Annotated in this window: 14 protein-coding genes; 5 read left to right on the top strand and 9 right to left on the bottom strand. The window is 63.8% G+C overall.

Annotated features, from left to right (window positions below; all coding sequences use genetic code 11):
• Window positions 1-5: 5 nt before the first annotated feature.
• The gene (locus FO013_RS02060) at window positions 6-1,520 is read left to right on the top strand and encodes a rhamnulokinase (RefSeq protein ID WP_143920893.1); all 1,515 of its coding nucleotides are present in this window, start codon (window positions 6-8) and stop codon (window positions 1,518-1,520) included.
• Window positions 1,521-1,671: 151 nt separating this feature from the next.
• Here FO013_RS02060 and FO013_RS02065 read toward each other — a convergent pair whose 3' ends face one another.
• Window positions 1,672-2,694 (bottom strand): NADP-dependent oxidoreductase, encoded by a 1,023-nt coding sequence (locus tag FO013_RS02065; RefSeq protein WP_143920894.1) that lies wholly within the window; start codon window positions 2,692-2,694, stop codon window positions 1,672-1,674.
• 77 nt (window positions 2,695-2,771) lie between these two features.
• Window positions 2,772-3,572 carry a ribonuclease FAU-1 family protein gene (locus tag FO013_RS02070; protein ID WP_143920895.1) on the bottom strand — a complete coding sequence of 267 codons (801 nt, stop codon included), beginning with the start codon at window positions 3,570-3,572 and terminating at the stop codon, window positions 2,772-2,774.
• Window positions 3,573-3,677: 105 nt separating this feature from the next.
• Here FO013_RS02070 and FO013_RS02075 point away from each other — a divergent pair, with 105 nt between their 5' ends.
• The gene (locus FO013_RS02075; RefSeq protein WP_143920896.1) at window positions 3,678-4,625 is read left to right on the top strand and encodes an amidohydrolase family protein; all 948 of its coding nucleotides are present in this window, start codon (window positions 3,678-3,680) and stop codon (window positions 4,623-4,625) included.
• Window positions 4,626-4,661: 36 nt separating this feature from the next.
• Here FO013_RS02075 and FO013_RS02080 read toward each other — a convergent pair whose 3' ends face one another.
• The 6 genes from FO013_RS02080 to FO013_RS02105 all read right to left on the bottom strand — a co-directional run bounded on the left by FO013_RS02080 (window position 4,662) and on the right by FO013_RS02105 (window position 11,312).
• Window positions 4,662-5,201, bottom strand: coding sequence for a DUF421 domain-containing protein (locus FO013_RS02080; protein ID WP_143920897.1), 540 nt, complete (start codon window positions 5,199-5,201; stop codon window positions 4,662-4,664).
• Between the two features lie 42 nt (window positions 5,202-5,243).
• Window positions 5,244-6,029 (bottom strand): SDR family oxidoreductase, encoded by a 786-nt coding sequence (locus tag FO013_RS02085; RefSeq protein ID WP_143920898.1) that lies wholly within the window; start codon window positions 6,027-6,029, stop codon window positions 5,244-5,246.
• A 115-nt stretch (window positions 6,030-6,144) separates the two neighbouring features.
• Complete coding sequence (locus tag FO013_RS02090) at window positions 6,145-7,128, bottom strand: hypothetical protein (protein ID WP_143920899.1); 984 nt, start codon at window positions 7,126-7,128, stop codon at window positions 6,145-6,147.
• Between the two features lies 1 nt (window position 7,129).
• The gene (locus FO013_RS02095; RefSeq protein WP_009881760.1) at window positions 7,130-7,774 is read right to left on the bottom strand and encodes a response regulator transcription factor; all 645 of its coding nucleotides are present in this window, start codon (window positions 7,772-7,774) and stop codon (window positions 7,130-7,132) included.
• Entirely contained in the window at window positions 7,762-9,822 is a 2,061-nt protein-coding gene (locus FO013_RS02100) for a sensor histidine kinase (RefSeq protein WP_143920900.1), read from the bottom strand. Before FO013_RS02100 ends, FO013_RS02095 begins: the two co-directional genes overlap by 13 nt.
• A gap of 212 nt (window positions 9,823-10,034) precedes the next feature.
• Window positions 10,035-11,312 (bottom strand): trans-sulfuration enzyme family protein, encoded by a 1,278-nt coding sequence (locus tag FO013_RS02105; protein ID WP_143920901.1) that lies wholly within the window; start codon window positions 11,310-11,312, stop codon window positions 10,035-10,037.
• Window positions 11,313-11,529: 217 nt separating this feature from the next.
• Here FO013_RS02105 and FO013_RS02110 point away from each other — a divergent pair, with 217 nt between their 5' ends.
• Together FO013_RS02110 and FO013_RS02115 are read left to right on the top strand one after the other, a co-directional pair.
• Window positions 11,530-11,898 carry an ArsR/SmtB family transcription factor gene (locus tag FO013_RS02110; protein WP_143920902.1) on the top strand — a complete coding sequence of 123 codons (369 nt, stop codon included), beginning with the start codon at window positions 11,530-11,532 and terminating at the stop codon, window positions 11,896-11,898.
• Window positions 11,895-12,386 carry an SRPBCC domain-containing protein gene (locus FO013_RS02115; protein ID WP_143920903.1) on the top strand — a complete coding sequence of 164 codons (492 nt, stop codon included), beginning with the start codon at window positions 11,895-11,897 and terminating at the stop codon, window positions 12,384-12,386. Before FO013_RS02110 ends, FO013_RS02115 begins: the two co-directional genes overlap by 4 nt.
• A 30-nt stretch (window positions 12,387-12,416) precedes the next feature.
• On the opposite strand, the gene FO013_RS02120 is transcribed toward FO013_RS02115, so the two are convergent.
• Window positions 12,417-13,949: an acyltransferase family protein gene (locus FO013_RS02120; protein ID WP_143920904.1), complete on the bottom strand. Its 1,533-nt coding sequence runs from the start codon at window positions 13,947-13,949 to the stop codon at window positions 12,417-12,419.
• A 292-nt stretch (window positions 13,950-14,241) separates the two neighbouring features.
• Here FO013_RS02120 and FO013_RS02125 point away from each other — a divergent pair, with 292 nt between their 5' ends.
• Entirely contained in the window at window positions 14,242-15,276 is a 1,035-nt protein-coding gene (locus FO013_RS02125; RefSeq protein WP_143920905.1) for a nitronate monooxygenase, read from the top strand.
• The last annotated feature ends 43 nt before the right edge of the window (window positions 15,277-15,319 follow it).

Here is a 15,319-nt window from a genome sequence, read left to right on the forward strand (position 1 = left end):
GGCTGATGGACCACAGTAATGATTCGAGAACCTTCAAGTTGGCGGCCGTTGATCTCGGAGCGACCAGCGGCCGCGTGATCCTCGGCGGGATCGAAGACGGCGTGCTGCGGATGAAGCACGTCGCACGGTTTCCGAATACGCCGCTCGCGCTGTTGGAGGCCACCGGCGAAACGCGCATTTCTGTGCTCGACGGAGATGCAGGCAGTGCTGAGGGGCTGTACTGGAACATCCAATCCCTGTACGCGGCGGTTCAGGACGGACTGCGGGAAGCCGCGCGATTCGCTCCCGGTCTGACCAGCATCGGAATCGACTCCTGGGCCGTTGACTACGGTCTGCTGCGCAAGGGACGACTCGTCGGGTCCCCACATCACTACCGCGACGAGCGAACAGCGCGAGGAGTCGAGCTCGTCCATTCCCGAGTCGCTGCCACTGAGCTGTACGAGCGCAATGGCCTCCAGCATCTCGACTTCAACACCGTGTTCCAACTGGCGGTGGAGTCGGAGACCGGATTCCTCGACCTGGCCGATGAGGTTCTGCTGATTCCCGATCTGCTTGCCTACTGGCTGACAGGACGATCGTATGCAGAGATGACGAATGCGTCGACGACAGGACTGCTCTCGGTCACGACGCGAGCTTGGGACACCGAACTGCTCGACGAGCTCGGACTCAAGCGAGACCTTCTGCCACCACTCCTCCGCTCTGGTGAAGTCATCGGACACATCACCGACGCGACTGCACGACGGCTGGGAGCAGATCATAGTGTCCAGGTCACGGCCGTGGGCTCACACGACACCGCCTCGGCGGTGGTGGCCGTACCCTTCGCATCGAAACGATCAGCCTACATCTCGAGCGGCACCTGGTCCTTGGTGGGCCTTGAGCTGGACGAACCGGTACTCTCGGGCGCGGCTCTGGAAGCGAATTTCACGAACGAAGGCGGGGTTGATGACACCGTCAGATTCCTCAAAAACGTCTCAGGGCTGTGGCTGCTGAGTGAATCGATGCGCCATTGGCAGGCCGGTTCGAACGACGCGCAGCGCAGTGCCGACCTCCAGACGCTGCTGGCAGATGCCGCCGCCGTGAAGTTCCATTACGAGGTATTCGATCCCGCCGACGCGCGGTTCGTTCCACCTGGTGACATGCCCAGCAGGATTGCAGAATGGTACACGGAACACGGCCTGCGGCCTCCGGAGTCCCCCGCCGAGGTGGTCAGGTGCATCCTCGAATCCCTGGCCGAAGCGTACGCCAGCACCATCGATGCCGCCGAGGCGTTGGCCGGGATGACGGTCGACACGGTGCACGTCGTCGGGGGCGGATCGCAGAACGCACTGCTGTGCCAGCTGACGGCGAACCGGACGAGCCGCCCCGTCATAGCCGGACCAGTCGAAGCGACCGCGATCGGCAACCTCCTCATCCAGGCCCGAACCATGGGCCTAGTCGAGGAGGACGCCTCATTGTCGGATCTGCGTGAGATCGTGCGGCGCTCGTTCCCAGTCACGAAGTACCTGCCTGTGACGACCTGACCCAAAGGCGACATTCGGGCACGAGAGATGGCCTGAAACTGAAACAGTTGGTAAGTTCTGGTCGAAAATCATACGAAATTCGACCAGAACTTACCAACTGTTGATGTTGCCTGAAGCGCCGCGGGGCTGCCTGAAGCGCCGCGGGGCTGATTCAGCTCTCGGCGCCGACGGCCACGACCATCTTGCCGAAGTTGCGGCCAGCGAGCAGATCGTTGAAGTACTCGGGAGCCTTGTCCAGTCCCGGGCGGATGTCCTCGCGGTAGCGGACCTTTCCTTCCTTGATCCAGCCGCTCATGTCGGATAGGAAGTTCTCATGGTGCTTCTCGACGAACTCTGTCTGGATGAAGCCGCGGACGTTGAGTGACCTCGTGAGGATGTTGCCCATGAGCGCACCTGAACGGTCCGGGCCTTCGGGCAGTTCGGTGAGGTTGTAGTTGGCGACGAGTCCGCAGACAGGTACGCGTGCATAGGTGTTCAGACGTGGCAGCACTGCCTTGAACACGTCTCCGCCGACGTTCTCGAAGTAGACGTCGATGCCCTGCGGAACCGATTCTTTGAGCTCGTTCTTGAGGTTGCCCGTCCTGTGGTCAAGTGCCACATCGAACCCGAGCTCGTTCAGGTGGGCGACCTTATCGGGCCCACCGGCAATGCCGACGGCCTTCGCGCCCTTGATCTTCGCGATCTGGCCGACGACGGAGCCGACGGGGCCGGTAGCAGCAGCGACGGCCACAGTCTCGCCTTCCTGCGGGCGCCCGATCTCAAGGAGTCCTGCGTATGCGGTGAAGCCAGGCATGCCCAGCACACCCAACGCGGTGCTGACGGGGGCGACTTCGGGATCGAGGCGGCGCAGGTATGCAGCCTTCTCAACGGAGTACTCCTGCCATCCGCCATAGCCGAGGACTGTGTCTCCGGTGGAGAAGTCTGACGAGTTCGATTCGACGACCTCTGAGACTGTGGCGCCAACCATGACATCGCCGACCTCAACCGGCTTCGCATAGGACTTCGCATCCGACATCCGACCGCGCATATAAGGGTCGAGTGAGAGGTACAGGGTCCGGAGCAGAACCTCACCGTCCTGCGGCTTCGGCAGTTCTACCTCGTCGAGCAGGTAGTTCTCAGCAGTGGGTGTTCCTACGGGTCGGGAGTTTAGGAGAATCCGGTGGTTAGTCGTCATGGACATGATTCCTTTCATCGACGCCGTGCACTGTCTGCGCACGGTCGCTGCTGGTCTGCGGGCTGAAACTGTAGTGTTCAGATCCAGTCCTTGGTGTAGCAACCACTTCGAATCCGCTGATGTTCCTGATTCTGCGAAGAATTCGTTGTCGTCCGCGACACCAGACTGCGTGCCATCGTCTCCCACTTCGAATCGAATGCCCAGGTGAACTCGCCGAGGTGGTCAAGCAGCTTCGCACCATTGCTCCGGATGATGTCCGTCCACTCACGCGGCCAAGCACCGTAGTTCGCTGCGGCGGCGAGCTCGTCGACGTCTTTGAACACCGCCCCGTTCGGGTTGAGGCCGGCCGTATTGTGCAACGGCATGCTCTCGACGGGGAACGTGATATCGAGGATGTGATCGCTGGTGTACAGGGCAACACTCGTGCGGCGATGGGTGGCTTCGAGGTTGACATACCAATCCGCACGAACTGTGCCATCGACACCAGGTTTGAGCAGCACCCACACGGAGAACGGAACTCCGGGCGGGACGATCTTGAGCACCCCGAGCCCGCGCCACCTGCCGGGAACATTGATGCGCCGAGGCGCCTCGGCGGGCGGGCGGAAACGGGCACGCAACGGAACGTCGTGGGGATTCGAATCCTCCCAGCCGACGATCCTCGTATCGGTGGTCTCGGTTCCTCCGGCCATCCACAGCACGGCACCGTCCGGCCCGTCCTCGATCACACGCATCGGCCGGCGCACCTCGGCGTGGTCGCGGTCGAAATCGAATCGTCGAAACGACCACGTCACGGTATCGCCGGGCCTCCAGAAGGGCCCCTCACCCACGTGACGTGTGCCGGGTGGGACGTCGATCTCGTACGGATCGGTGAACTCCATACCGGCAGTCTAAGTTCACGTCATGAGTGAGGGCTGGACACACACGAAAGCTCATTTCAGCCACCGTTTCAGCCCGCTCAGCGGCCACCGCCTAAGGTGGTGGGCATGGACGACTTCACACTTCCCGATCGCAAGGACGCGACTGATCACAGCGAGACGACCGCGGCCGAACCTCCACGCACCGATGCCGACATTCCGGGCTACCTCGAGACTCTGGGCATCCCCGGCCTCGCCGATATCCACATCCACTTCCTGCCGACCAACGTCCTCGACAAAGTGTGGGCATACTTCGACGCCGCCGAAGCCAGCTATGGCTATCCGTGGCCGATCCACTACCGCTATGACACGGAGACCCGCCTCCAGATCGTCCGTGACCTGGGCGTACGTGCCATCCCGGCACTGACCTACCCGCACAAACCAGGCATGGCCGCCTGGCTCAACGAGTGGAACCGCGAGTTCGCCGCCGCCCACGATGACGTCATCCACTGCGCAACGCTCTATGCTGAGCCGGAATCCGCTGGTTATGTGCCCGAGGCGTTGGCGGCCGGAGCCCGGCTGTTCAAGGTCCACATCCAGGTGGGCGGCTTCTCCCCCGATGACCCTGTGCTCGATCGCGCATGGGCTGCACTGGCCGAGGCACAGGTGCCCATCGTCATCCACGCTGGCTCCGAGCCGCTGCCCGGCACCTACACCGGACCGCAGGCGGTGGCCAAGGTGCTCGAGCGCTACCCATCCCTGCAGCTCGTCATCGCCCACATGGGCATGCCCGAATATGGTGCGTTCGCGAGCCTGGCCGAGGATTACAGCGGAGTCCACCTGGACACGACGATGTACGTGTCAGGGTTCTTCTCCTCCCCCGCCGAGGTGGACCCGGCTTACCGTAATCGCTTGGCTGGTCTGCAGGACAAGATCATCCTCGGCTCGGACTTCCCGAATATTCCCTACCCCTATGCGGATCAGATCTCGGGGCTGGCAGGGCTGAGACTCGGCGATGACTGGATACGCTCGGTGCTGTGGCGCAATGGTGCGCGGGTCCTCGGGCTCGATCGCTGAGCGGCAGAGATCTCAGTCTCTGCGTGGCCGCGGGGCTCAGCTCTCGTGGGGAATTCGCTCAGCTCCGATGACGCCGCGCAGCATCTCGTCATCGATCGGCACCCCTCTCCGGGTGACGCTGATCTGACCTGTGGGCTCGAGGATCACGCATGCCACCTCGGCGCGCTGTCGGATTCCCGCCATTCGCAGCTTCGAATACACTTCGGCGGGGTCGACATGGGCCCTGGCAAGGTTGTCGAACAGCAGCTCGCTGCCTGCCATGAGTACAATCGCGGGACTGTTGACGACGCCGGCAATGCGATGGAAACGGCGGGCCTTTCCGGTCAGAGCCTGGAGGATCAGCAGAGTGGCCAGGGCCAGGAGACCAGCAAAGAGGGTCGGAGTGTCACCGAGGATCGAACGACCGACGATCGCACCCAAGGCGATGATGGCGGCAAGGTCGAAACTCGAGAGGCTCGCGAGCGTCCTTTGGCCGAATACGCGGACGAGAATAATGATGCCGAGGTAGAAGGCAATGCAGGATACGACTATCCTCACCGCATCGGTGCCGTCGAGTCCGAATTCCAGCCAGTCCATGTATTTCCTCCCGACTGGATACTACAACTTCATGTCTGCAGCTCAGCGGGAACGGATCCATTCATCGACGGTGACGGCGGAGAGCCTCGGCGAATCGGGGATGAGGCCATTGCCGGACATCGATCCTGGGATCGGAACGGAAACGATCTTCGGGATACCTCTCGTACGGGGTCCCCCACTCGGACCTGCTCCGTCACTTACGGCCGAGTCTGCGTCGGCCGCCGCGGTCCTGCGCGCGATCGTCGGAAAGTCGCTGACCTCGGGGCCGGCGACCTCGATGGTTCCGCGTTCTCCTGCATCGATGGCCTCGGCCATCATTCGAGCGGCCTCGTCCGCGGCCAGGGCCCGGACTCGCATCTTCGGCACGAATGCCACCGGACCTGCGGTGAACGTCATTGTGTCAACAAGCTCGAACCATTGGGCTGATCTGAACATGAGCAGCTGGTCGGCGGGGATCAGTCTGCGATAGACCCGTTCCTGCAGCTCTTTGGCCTGGTAGTAGCCGAGCAGCTTGGACTGGGCGACCTCAGGCTTGAAGGCGATGGACAGACACACCATCGCTGCTCCTGGGTTCTCTGCCGCGGCCAGGGCGATCGACCGGGAGCTGCGTGAGAAGAAGTCAAGTGCCTTGTGCCGGTTGTTCGTCATGAAATTGACGCAGTCGACGAGGACATCGCTCCCCTCGGCAGCCTCGGTGACTCCCTCTCCGGCATAGGTGTCGACCCCGATTCCGCGGTGGGCCGCGATCACCGAGTGCTCACGTTCACGCAGGTGTGCCACGAGTCTGCGGCCGAATGTGCCGGTGGCTCCATAGACGGTGATCTGCATGTCTCATCCCCTGGATTCGGTATATCGGCGACTGTCGAGTCACAGGGCCAGCGGAACGCTGACCGAATGGCGGTGCCCGCCGGCGGTTGCGCCGACGGGCACCGTAGGCACCAGTCTAGTTCTGCTCGATGGTGATCGTACCCATGTCGGCGCTTGCGGAGACGGGGATGACCGTTTTGCCCTCGGCACCCTTCGAGGCCCTCGCAGCGTCGTACTTCTTGAGGTCCCTGGCCAGATCCACGCTCCCCTCATTCGAGTTCGCGTTGATGCGGTAGAACAGATCCTTGGAGTCAGCGGCACTGCCGTCGTCATCCTTGGAAGCGGCGGCCTCGGCGGCCATCCTCTCCTGGGCCAGGTCCAAGCGCGGCAGGCGGATGTCGATCGTGCCTTCGTCAGCCTTGGCAACGATGCCGGACATCGGAACCATGTCGTTGGAGAAATCGAGATCGATCGTACCCGTCGAGGTCACCGCGTCGACGTGATCGCGAACATTGAGATTCGAACCGTTGAGTGTGCCCACACCGGTCTTGGATTCGATGGTGTCGAAAGTCCCGCTCAGGTCAGTCATTCCGTAGTCGGTCGACGTCTGCAGACGCTCGGCCGAGCCGCTGACATCGACGGCGCCGCCATCTGTCTTCGCGACGATCTCCAGGTAGTCACCTACGACGTCGATGGCACCGTAGCCGCCGTTGAAATCGAGTTTCATCTCCTTCGAGGTCTTGGCAGGAAGGGTGACCTCGATCTGGGCGTTCTCGAGGTTCCGCTGATCGTCGACGGACACTGTCGACGCGTCCCCGGTCCCTCTCACCTGCAGCGTCGGTGCTTCGTCGCGGGGCCCGGTGGCGGTGAGCCGGACGGTCGGCTCATCGGTCTCGGTGGTCTTGACGGTCACCGATGCGGTGGTGTCGAGGAGGAACTTCAGGTCCGTGACCGAGGTCGACAGCGGCTTCGAGACGTCGAGCTTCGCGTAGTTCAGACGAGAGGCTCCGTGCGCGACGCTGAAGGCGATCGGGACGAGGAGGACGACGAGCGCGGCGATCGTGATGATCACTCTCATGCTCGCGCGGGTGGATTCGCTGACGTGGACTGTGGCAGGCATTCTATGCTCCGAGGAATGTGAGGACGGCGAGGATGCGTCGGTTGTCCGAGGTGTCGGCGGTGAGGCCGAACTTGGTGAACACCGAGCTGATGTGCTTCTCTACTGCTCCGGCGCTGAGGTAGAGGGTGCGGGCGATTGCGGCATTCGATTTGCCCTCGGCCATGAGCTGGAGGACTTCGAGTTCGCGCGGGCTCAGGGTTGAGAGCCCGTCCTTCTTGCGTGTGCGCACGAGGATCTGCGAGACGACCTCGGGGTCGAGGACCGTACCGCCGGAGGCGACCTCGTCGACTGCGGCGAGGAAGTCCTCGACATCGGCGACCCGGTCCTTGAGCAGGTATCCGAAGCCACCGGTGTTCTCAGCGATGAGTTCGGATGCGTACTGCTCCTCCACGTACTGGCTGAACACGAGCACCTTGACGTCGGGGTTCTGCTTGCGGATGAGGACTGCGGCGCGGATGCCTTCGTCGGTGAACGTCGGCGGCATGCGCACGTCGATGATGGCGAGGTCCGGCGGAGTGTTGTGGACCGTCGCCAGGAGCTCGTTGGCATCGGGGACGGCGGCGATCACTTCATGCCCGGCATCGACCAGAAGCCTCTCGAGTCCGGCTCGCAAGATCGCAGAGTCTTCGGCAATTACGATGCGCATGGCACCTCCACAACGACAGTAGTTGGCCCACCTGCGGGGCTGGTCAGGTTCAGTGTCCCACGAGCGGCTTCGACGCGATCGACCAAACCGGCGATCCCGGTGTGGCGGCCCGATCGGTCGATGCGCGCACCGCCCTGACCGTTGTCGGTGACGACGATCTGCAGGCCGGCCTCGATCGGAGCGATGAAGACTCGAGCATGTGTCGCACCCGAGTGCTTGGCGATGTTCGTCAGGCACTCTGCGACGACGAAGTACGCAACGGCTTCGGCCTCCCGATCGATGCGCCCAGCGAGTCGAACGTCGACCTCGACGGGAATCGTCGAGCGTCCGGCCAATGCGGAGACGGCCGCGTCGAGGCCACGGTCTGTGAGCACAGCAGGGTGGATTCCACGTGCCAGTTGGCGGAGTTCATTGACGATGCCCTTCGCCTCTGCGTGGGCTTCGGAGACGAGCTCTTTGGCTCGTTCTGGATCCTTGTCGATCTTCGACTTCGCCATGCCCAGCGTCATGCTCAGTGCGACGAGTCGTGGCTGGGCTCCGTCGTGGAGGTCGCGTTCGATGCGCAGTCGCTCCGCACCCGCGGCTTCGATTCCGGCCATGCGGGCCCGATCGAGATCGGTGACCTCGGCCTGCAGGGCAGCGGTGCGTGCCGGTGGCAGGAGGCTGCGGTCGAGTGCCCTGTCGAGGTACGGGGCGAACCACAGGATCGCCAGTGAGCTGGCAAGGACGATGAGAGAGCCGATAGCGATGCCCGTGCGCCCCAGCCCACCGGTGGTTCCACGGAAGAAGAAGTCGGTGATGCCCTCAGGATTGATGGCGCTGAAGATGCCGATGATTGCCCCGCAGATGCCGGCGATGGTGCCGCCGACGATGATCGCGCCGAGCAACATCTTCACGTAGTGGTGGGCGGTCGATCGCCAGAAGGACCCGGACTTCACGTGCAGCCAGCGGTTGTGGAAGAAACGGCCGAAGGCGGATTCTCGGGTGCTGCGTTCGATCTTCGGGACCGGGATCCGGTCGCCGTAGATGAGCTCGGCGCGGTAACGTTCGAACACGTTCGCGCCCTGTTGGACGACGACCCAGGCAACGAGTGCGAGCACGCCGAGGCCGAGGGCGAAGATGCCGCCGAAGCCGGTGAACAGCAGCCCGAGCGGGATCCAGGCCCAGACCACAGCCATCACGGCGGAGAGCACGAGGTTCGCGACGCCGACGATCCCGACTCGCTTCTGCGGCCATTCGATCGGACCGTCGGCGGGAATCTCGGTGCCTTCCTCACGCGTCAGCGGCATCGCCCCGGTCGCAGGTGCGTACGTGACGTTCTCCGACTTCGGCTTCTTCCGCCGAGGTGGCTGCATCGGCTGCATCGGCATCTGACCGTTGGGGCCGGGCACGGGCGCAGGGAGCTGCTTGGGGTGCTGGCCCTGCTGTGGGCTTTGCTGCTGGGTGGAGTAGGTGCGCGGCTGGTAGCCGGGCTGCTGCAGGGTGCCAGGCTGTTGGAGTGCGCCCTGTTGCTGGAGATTGCCAGGTTCAGAGGAGTTGGCGCGTTGGGACGGGTACGCCTGAGTGGGGTGTTGTGAGGGTGTCTGCTGCGAGAACCCCTGCGGGGAGTTCGCATTCATCACGCGGGTCTGGGGATAGGCCCGCGTGTACTGCTGCGTTGGGTGGTCAGTCGCCGGCGATTCCTGATGGTGAGCCGATCCGTATTGCTGAGCGGCACCGTGCTGTTGAGCCGAACCGTACTGCTGAGCGGCACCGCGGCTGAAGGGAACCTCCAACTCCATCGGAGCCGTCCGAAACTGTCCGGCCTCCGTCGCCAACGGCGCGTCTGCGGACTCGTCGGCTGCGCCGTTGCCCGAAGGCTCGGAGCCGTTCGCGGTGTCGGGGGCCTCCGCAGCCGCGGGAGTCTCTGCGGTTGGGGGTGCGTTGACGATCGACTCGGCGCCGATCGGCCTGTCCGATTCCGGTGCTGCTTCTGGTGTCTGGGACTCCAGGGAATCGGCGCTCTGCGGCTCCGATTCGTGTGGGTTCGTGGGGGTGTTCTCACTCATAGCAATAACGCTACGGGAGACGGCAAGCTGCCGACAGCACGTTGACCGCCTACCCTGCGTCGGGTTTTCCCCACGCCCCGTGACCACGCGCACACGCGCCACGCACCGCCAGCTGCGATTCCTACCGCCCCACCGCGCACCGCCAGGCGTGAATCCTACCCAGAGCTCCACGCGCCACCGCTGGCACTGTGCGTGGCACTGCGGGCATCAATTCATACCGTTGCAACGGGGTGTTGAAGAGTTGACGGTGAGGGATCCGCAGTTGGAAAATCCGCACCCAGCGCCTCCGCATCGGAGCTCACGCCGTCCGGAGTCTGCGCCGCCGCAGTGAGCGCCGATTCGAGGTCGGCGAGGATGTCGGCGATGTCTTCGATGCCCAGGGACAGGCGGATGAACGTCGGCGAAACGCTGAGTTCGCAGTCGGCAACCGCCAGATGAGTCATGGTCGCAGGATGATCGATGAGGGACTCGACTCCGCCGAGCGATTCGGCCAGGGTGATGAGTTTCGTGCTCTTCACCAGCGACAGAGCTCTTGCCTCGGTGTCGGTGCGGAATGAGACCACTCCCCCGAAGCCGCTCATCTGCTTCTTCGCGACCTCGTGGCCCGGGTGAGATGACAGACCTGGGTAATACACTTCAGCGACCTCGGGGCGGCGCTCCAACCACTGCGCCACGGCCTGCGCGTTCTCACAGTGCTTGGCGATGCGCACCGGCAGGGTTTTGATGCCGCGACGGGTCAGCCACGCATCGAAGGGGGCGATGCCCAATCCGACGGATGCGAGGTAGGACTCGAGTCGTTCGACAACCTCGGCGGCACGGGGACAAGTCGAACCGTCACCGGCGAGAACGGCACCGCCGATGACATCGGAGTGGCCGTTGATGAACTTGGTCGTCGAGTGGATGACGACGTCGGCGCCGAGCTCGATGGGGCGCTGCAGAATCGGGGTGGCGAAGGTGGAGTCGACGGCGAGGATGGCGTTCGCTGCGTGGGCGAGCTTGGCCGTCTCCTCGATGTCGACGATGTCGAGACCGGGATTGCTTGGGGTCTCGACCCAGACGATCGCGGTCTTGGCCGAGATCGCGGCGGCCAGCGCCTCGGTGTCGGTGAGGTCGACGGTGCGGATGTGCACACCCCAGCGCTCGTATTCGTTGACGAGCAGCCGGTAGGTGCCGCCGTAGATGTCGCGCGGGATGATGATCTCGTCGCCGGGACCCAGTAGCGCGGAGAAGACTGCGACCTCTGCAGAAGTCCCCGAGTTCACCGCCGCCGCGAAGGAGGCGTTCTCCAGTTCGCACAGCACCTGTTCGAGGTCGCTGCGATTCGGGGTGCCCGTGCGCGCGTAGTCGAAGCCTGCGCGGGTCTGGCCCGGGGTGTCCATCATGAAGGTCGAGGTCTGGAAGATAGGGGCGACGACCGAACCGGTGTGCGATTCAGGGTCGGCGCCCGAATGCACCGAGCGGGTTGAGATTCCGTTCTGGGTGATGCTCACGGCGGGTCCTTCCTTCACTGATGACGCTTCGACTTCGCTGCCGAAGTTCCACCAGTCTCAACCGCTCGTGGGCTCGTTGTCTTCGAGCACGACCTGGGATGTCACCAGCCGTCATGTGAGGGTCTTCCGGCGTCATCTTCTGTCACGAAAGGGTCTGAGCCGGAAAATTCCTCGATCTGTGGGTCTTTTATCTCCGAGCCATGCGATACTTAGCTTCATGGCTAAGTATTCGGAGGAGCTCGATGCGATGTTCACCGCACTTGCCGATCCCACGCGGCGCACCGTGATTCATCGCCTCGGCCACGGACCGGCGAGCATCGGAGAATTGGCAGAGCCCTTGTCGATCTCGCTCCCGTCTTTCATGAAGCATGTGCGCACCTTGGAATCGTGTGGGCTGATTCGGACACGGAAGTCAGGACGAGTGCGCACCTGCGCACTCAACCGCGATCGCCTGACACTGCTCAATGATTGGCTCGCCGAGCAGAGACTCATCTGGGATGCCAGCACAGATCGTCTCGAGCAGTTCGTCACCGGCGACAGCGACACCGGCGACAGCGACACCACTCACAGTAGGGAAGACTCATGACCGCACATCTCGCTCGCACCCGACACATTGACCCCGATCTCGACCTCTCGATCCGCCGAGTGATCCGGGCACCCAAAGACACCATCTGGTCCGCGTGGACGGATCCCGAGAAGCTGGCGAAGTGGTGGATTCCAGAACCGCTCACCCTCCGCGTCGAAGCGCTGGAGCTGCGCCCCGGAGGGGCCTTCTCCACCATGATGAGCGAGGACGGCGAATCGTTTGTGCCGCACGTCGACGCAGTCTTCCTCGTCATCGAGGACTTCAGTCGCCTCGTGTTCACAAACGCCGTCAACAGCTCCTGGCACCCGGCCTTTCCCGACCCTGTCTCCATGACCACTGAGATCATCTTGAGCGACCACGCCGACGGCACCGACTATCAGGCGATCGTCCGCCATGGCAGCCCCGAGCAGCGCGCCCGTCACGAGGAGCTCGGCTTCTTCGACGGCTGGGGCACCGTCACCGAGCAGCTGGCGAAATCGGTGGAGTGAGGTGAGCGGCGGGTCGGTCCCGATCACTCCTCAGCCGAGACTGACAATCGCTTTGCCACGATCCTCCGCCGGCATCTCCGTCGCTGCAGCCCCCTTAGACCCCGTTGCCTTCATGGTGGCTGCCAGCACCAGTGAAGTCAGGAGCGCCGAAACAGAGACGAGCGTCCAGATCAGTGGAGCGATTCCCACGAGGAGTGCGATCGCGATGCCGCCCATTGCCAGAGCGACCGCGGTGAGGGCCCGAGGCACAGGACGCGACAGACGCTGACCCACTCGAGCCTCGGAAGTCGAGAAGATCTCCCGCACACCCCTCGCCGCTGCGCGCCCGAACGTGGCCAACCTCGCCTCCCTGGGGAACGGGATCTTCGACATGGCCATTGCCAATAGCGCAGCCAGTCCCATCACCGTGATCAGCCATGGCAGCCTGGTCAGCCACCACCAGTTCGATTCGATCTCAGGGAGCATTATCCCAGCCGCTGACAGCCCATCTCCTGCCGGCACCCCAGACAGCAGCTGAGCTGCGTAGCCCAGAGCTCCGATGAGGGTGATGACGATCGGCATGTGCCACAGATAGACCTGGATGCCGTAGGTGTTGCCCCAGGAGATGACACGCTCCCAGATGCGGGCTCGGTACTCGTGTCCGACCGCAGTCCGATCCGAACCACCGGACACGATGTCGTTCAGACGCGCATGGCTCAGTCGCAGGATGCACATCTGCGCAATGCCCAGCAGCACCAAGGCACCGGTGGGCGGGTTGAGGTTGATGAGCATATTCGGGCTGTAGACCCCGAGTCCGACGAGCACTCCGAGGCTCACCAGGGACAGCACCATCACGGTCCAAGCCGACCAGGCTCGCACGGGACGATGAATGGCGTCGGCGTAGAAGAAGCCGAACTGCTGAATCAGGGGCCATACGAACAGGAAGTTGAGATACCCCAGTCCGTTCACTCCCGTGAGTGCGACCAAGCCATCCACCGTGACCACGGCACCGGCGAGCGCAGCGATCGTCCGCCTCGGCGCCCTTTCATGAAAGTGCACCGCCAGGGGAACCAAGGAGGTCAGCCCGACGTAGACGGCGAGGAACCACAGGGGCTGCCCGATGCGAGTGCTCGCCTCGGCGAGCAGGTCTGCGGGAACGCCCAGTTCCGAGGCGATCGACAGTCCTGCGCCGGCGAGGCCGATGAGGGTGGCGACCGGAATGACGAGGCGGCGCAGACGGGCGCGAATGTAGTCGGCCCAGGTGCCTCCGGTGGCTTGGGTGCGTCGCCAGCCGCTGATGGCGGCATACCCTCCGATGAAGAAGAACAGCGGCATGATCTGGAAGAACCACGAGGCGGCTGTGAAGCCAGCGGTATGCAGCAGCGCCACCGTGGGCACAACCTCACCGTCTGCTCCGAGCACGGCTGCGCTCATCATCGAATGCAGGATCACCACGACGACGAGACAGCCGAAGCGGATCAGGTCGATCGCCCGGTCCCGGTGCGGTCGGTGAGTGGTGCGCCGGGGCGGGACGGGCAGGTGGTTCGCCCCGGCCTCGGGCGGCCTGCTGAGAGTGAGTGACATGTCGGCTCCTTGTCGGATTGAGCTCCGCTGATTGCACGAAGTGCGGAGCTCGTCGTTCGATATATCCGAAGCTATGGGCGCGATCGCCGCCCACGCATCACCTCTGAGTTCCGATCTGAGTCCGTCCAAGCACTACTTTCGGGTGAGTCGGCACGCCCTGACTCCGTACCCTCATCGACCCCGTTCACCCTCCGAGAGCCCCAGCCCAATGTGAGTGCAAGAATGGCAACGAGAGCATCACCCGATCCGGGACTCGACTCGTCCCGAACGTCCTATTGAGGAGCACGCAACGATGACGACGATCGCCTTCGAGACCACCGACCTGCCCATCATCGGAGCCCCGATGGCGGGCGGAACGACGACGCCCGAGCTCGCAGCAGCGGTCGCCCGTGCCGGCGGATTCCCCTTCGTGGCCGGCGGCTATCTCAGCGCCGAAGCATTGGCCCCTCTGGTCGAGCGCATGCGGGAGACGACCGAGAACTTCGGCGTCAATCTCTTCGCCCCGAACACTGTGCCCATCGATCGCGGTGCCTTCGACGCCTTCGTCTCGGCACTCGAGCCTGTCGCGGCCGATCGCGGCGTCGCCATCGATCCCGAGCCCGTTGATGACGACGATCATTACAGCGACAAGGTCGATTACCTCGTCGACAACCCCGTGCCCCTGGTGTCGATGACGTTCAACATCCCCAGCGCCGAGGTGGTCGATCGTCTCCATTCCGTCGGCACTCAAGTGGTGGCCACCGTGACGACCGCCGCTGAGGCGCGTACGGCTGCCGATCGCGGCATCGACGCTCTCATCGTCCAGGGTCCTCGCGCCGGCGGTCACTCGGGCACCGCCGATCCGACGCGATCCATCGAGGATCGGGCCACCGTCGATCTCGTGAACGATGTCCTCGCCGAGGTGGATCTGCCGTTGGCCGCCGGAGGCGGAGTCGACGGCCCGGAGTCCGTCGACGAACTGCTGCAGGCGGGGGCGAGCGCCGTGGTCGTGGGCACGCTTCTGCTGCTGAGCGATGAGGCAGGCACTGCGCCGACTCATCGCGCCGCCCTGCAGTCCGCGGACTTCGACGAGACGCAGCTGACCAGGGCATTCACCGGCAGACCGGCTCGTGCGCTGGTCAATGACTTCGTGCGGAAGTTCGATCCGATCGCAGTCGATGCCTACCCGGCTCTTCATCACCTGACGAAGTCATTCCGCGCCCAGGCGAAGAAGGATGATGACCCGCAGGGCCTGCACCTGTGGGCCGGCACTGGCTATCGCGGCGCCCAGACAGGCTCAGCGGAGACGATCGTCAAAGAGCTCGGCGCCCCCTTCACCCGGAACTAGGCGCCCGCTTCCCTCGCAGCGGCCCTGCTGTCCGAGGTCCGAC

This window comes from Brevibacterium aurantiacum (assembly GCF_007558825.1).
Taxonomy (GTDB): Bacteria; Actinomycetota; Actinomycetes; order Actinomycetales; family Brevibacteriaceae; genus Brevibacterium; species Brevibacterium aurantiacum_A.

What these genes read in the sequence shown, in the direction of transcription:
- FO013_RS02060 (WP_143920893.1), top strand. Translation starts at nt 6, where the DNA reads ATGGACCACAGTAATGATTCGAGAACCTTCAAGTTGGCGGCCGTTGAT.
- FO013_RS02065 (WP_143920894.1), bottom strand. Translation starts at nt 2,694, where the DNA reads ATGACGACTAACCACCGGATTCTCCTAAACTCCCGACCCGTAGGAACA.
- FO013_RS02070 (WP_143920895.1), bottom strand. Translation starts at nt 3,572, where the DNA reads ATGGAGTTCACCGATCCGTACGAGATCGACGTCCCACCCGGCACACGT.
- FO013_RS02075 (WP_143920896.1), top strand. Translation starts at nt 3,678, where the DNA reads ATGGACGACTTCACACTTCCCGATCGCAAGGACGCGACTGATCACAGC.
- FO013_RS02080 (WP_143920897.1), bottom strand. Translation starts at nt 5,201, where the DNA reads ATGGACTGGCTGGAATTCGGACTCGACGGCACCGATGCGGTGAGGATA.
- FO013_RS02085 (WP_143920898.1), bottom strand. Translation starts at nt 6,029, where the DNA reads ATGCAGATCACCGTCTATGGAGCCACCGGCACATTCGGCCGCAGACTC.
- FO013_RS02090 (WP_143920899.1), bottom strand. Translation starts at nt 7,128, where the DNA reads ATGCCTGCCACAGTCCACGTCAGCGAATCCACCCGCGCGAGCATGAGA.
- FO013_RS02095 (WP_009881760.1), bottom strand. Translation starts at nt 7,774, where the DNA reads ATGCGCATCGTAATTGCCGAAGACTCTGCGATCTTGCGAGCCGGACTC.
- FO013_RS02100 (WP_143920900.1), bottom strand. Translation starts at nt 9,822, where the DNA reads ATGAGTGAGAACACCCCCACGAACCCACACGAATCGGAGCCGCAGAGC.
- FO013_RS02110 (WP_143920902.1), top strand. Translation starts at nt 11,530, where the DNA reads ATGGCTAAGTATTCGGAGGAGCTCGATGCGATGTTCACCGCACTTGCC.
- FO013_RS02115 (WP_143920903.1), top strand. Translation starts at nt 11,895, where the DNA reads ATGACCGCACATCTCGCTCGCACCCGACACATTGACCCCGATCTCGAC.
- FO013_RS02120 (WP_143920904.1), bottom strand. Translation starts at nt 13,949, where the DNA reads ATGTCACTCACTCTCAGCAGGCCGCCCGAGGCCGGGGCGAACCACCTG.
- FO013_RS02125 (WP_143920905.1), top strand. Translation starts at nt 14,242, where the DNA reads ATGACGACGATCGCCTTCGAGACCACCGACCTGCCCATCATCGGAGCC.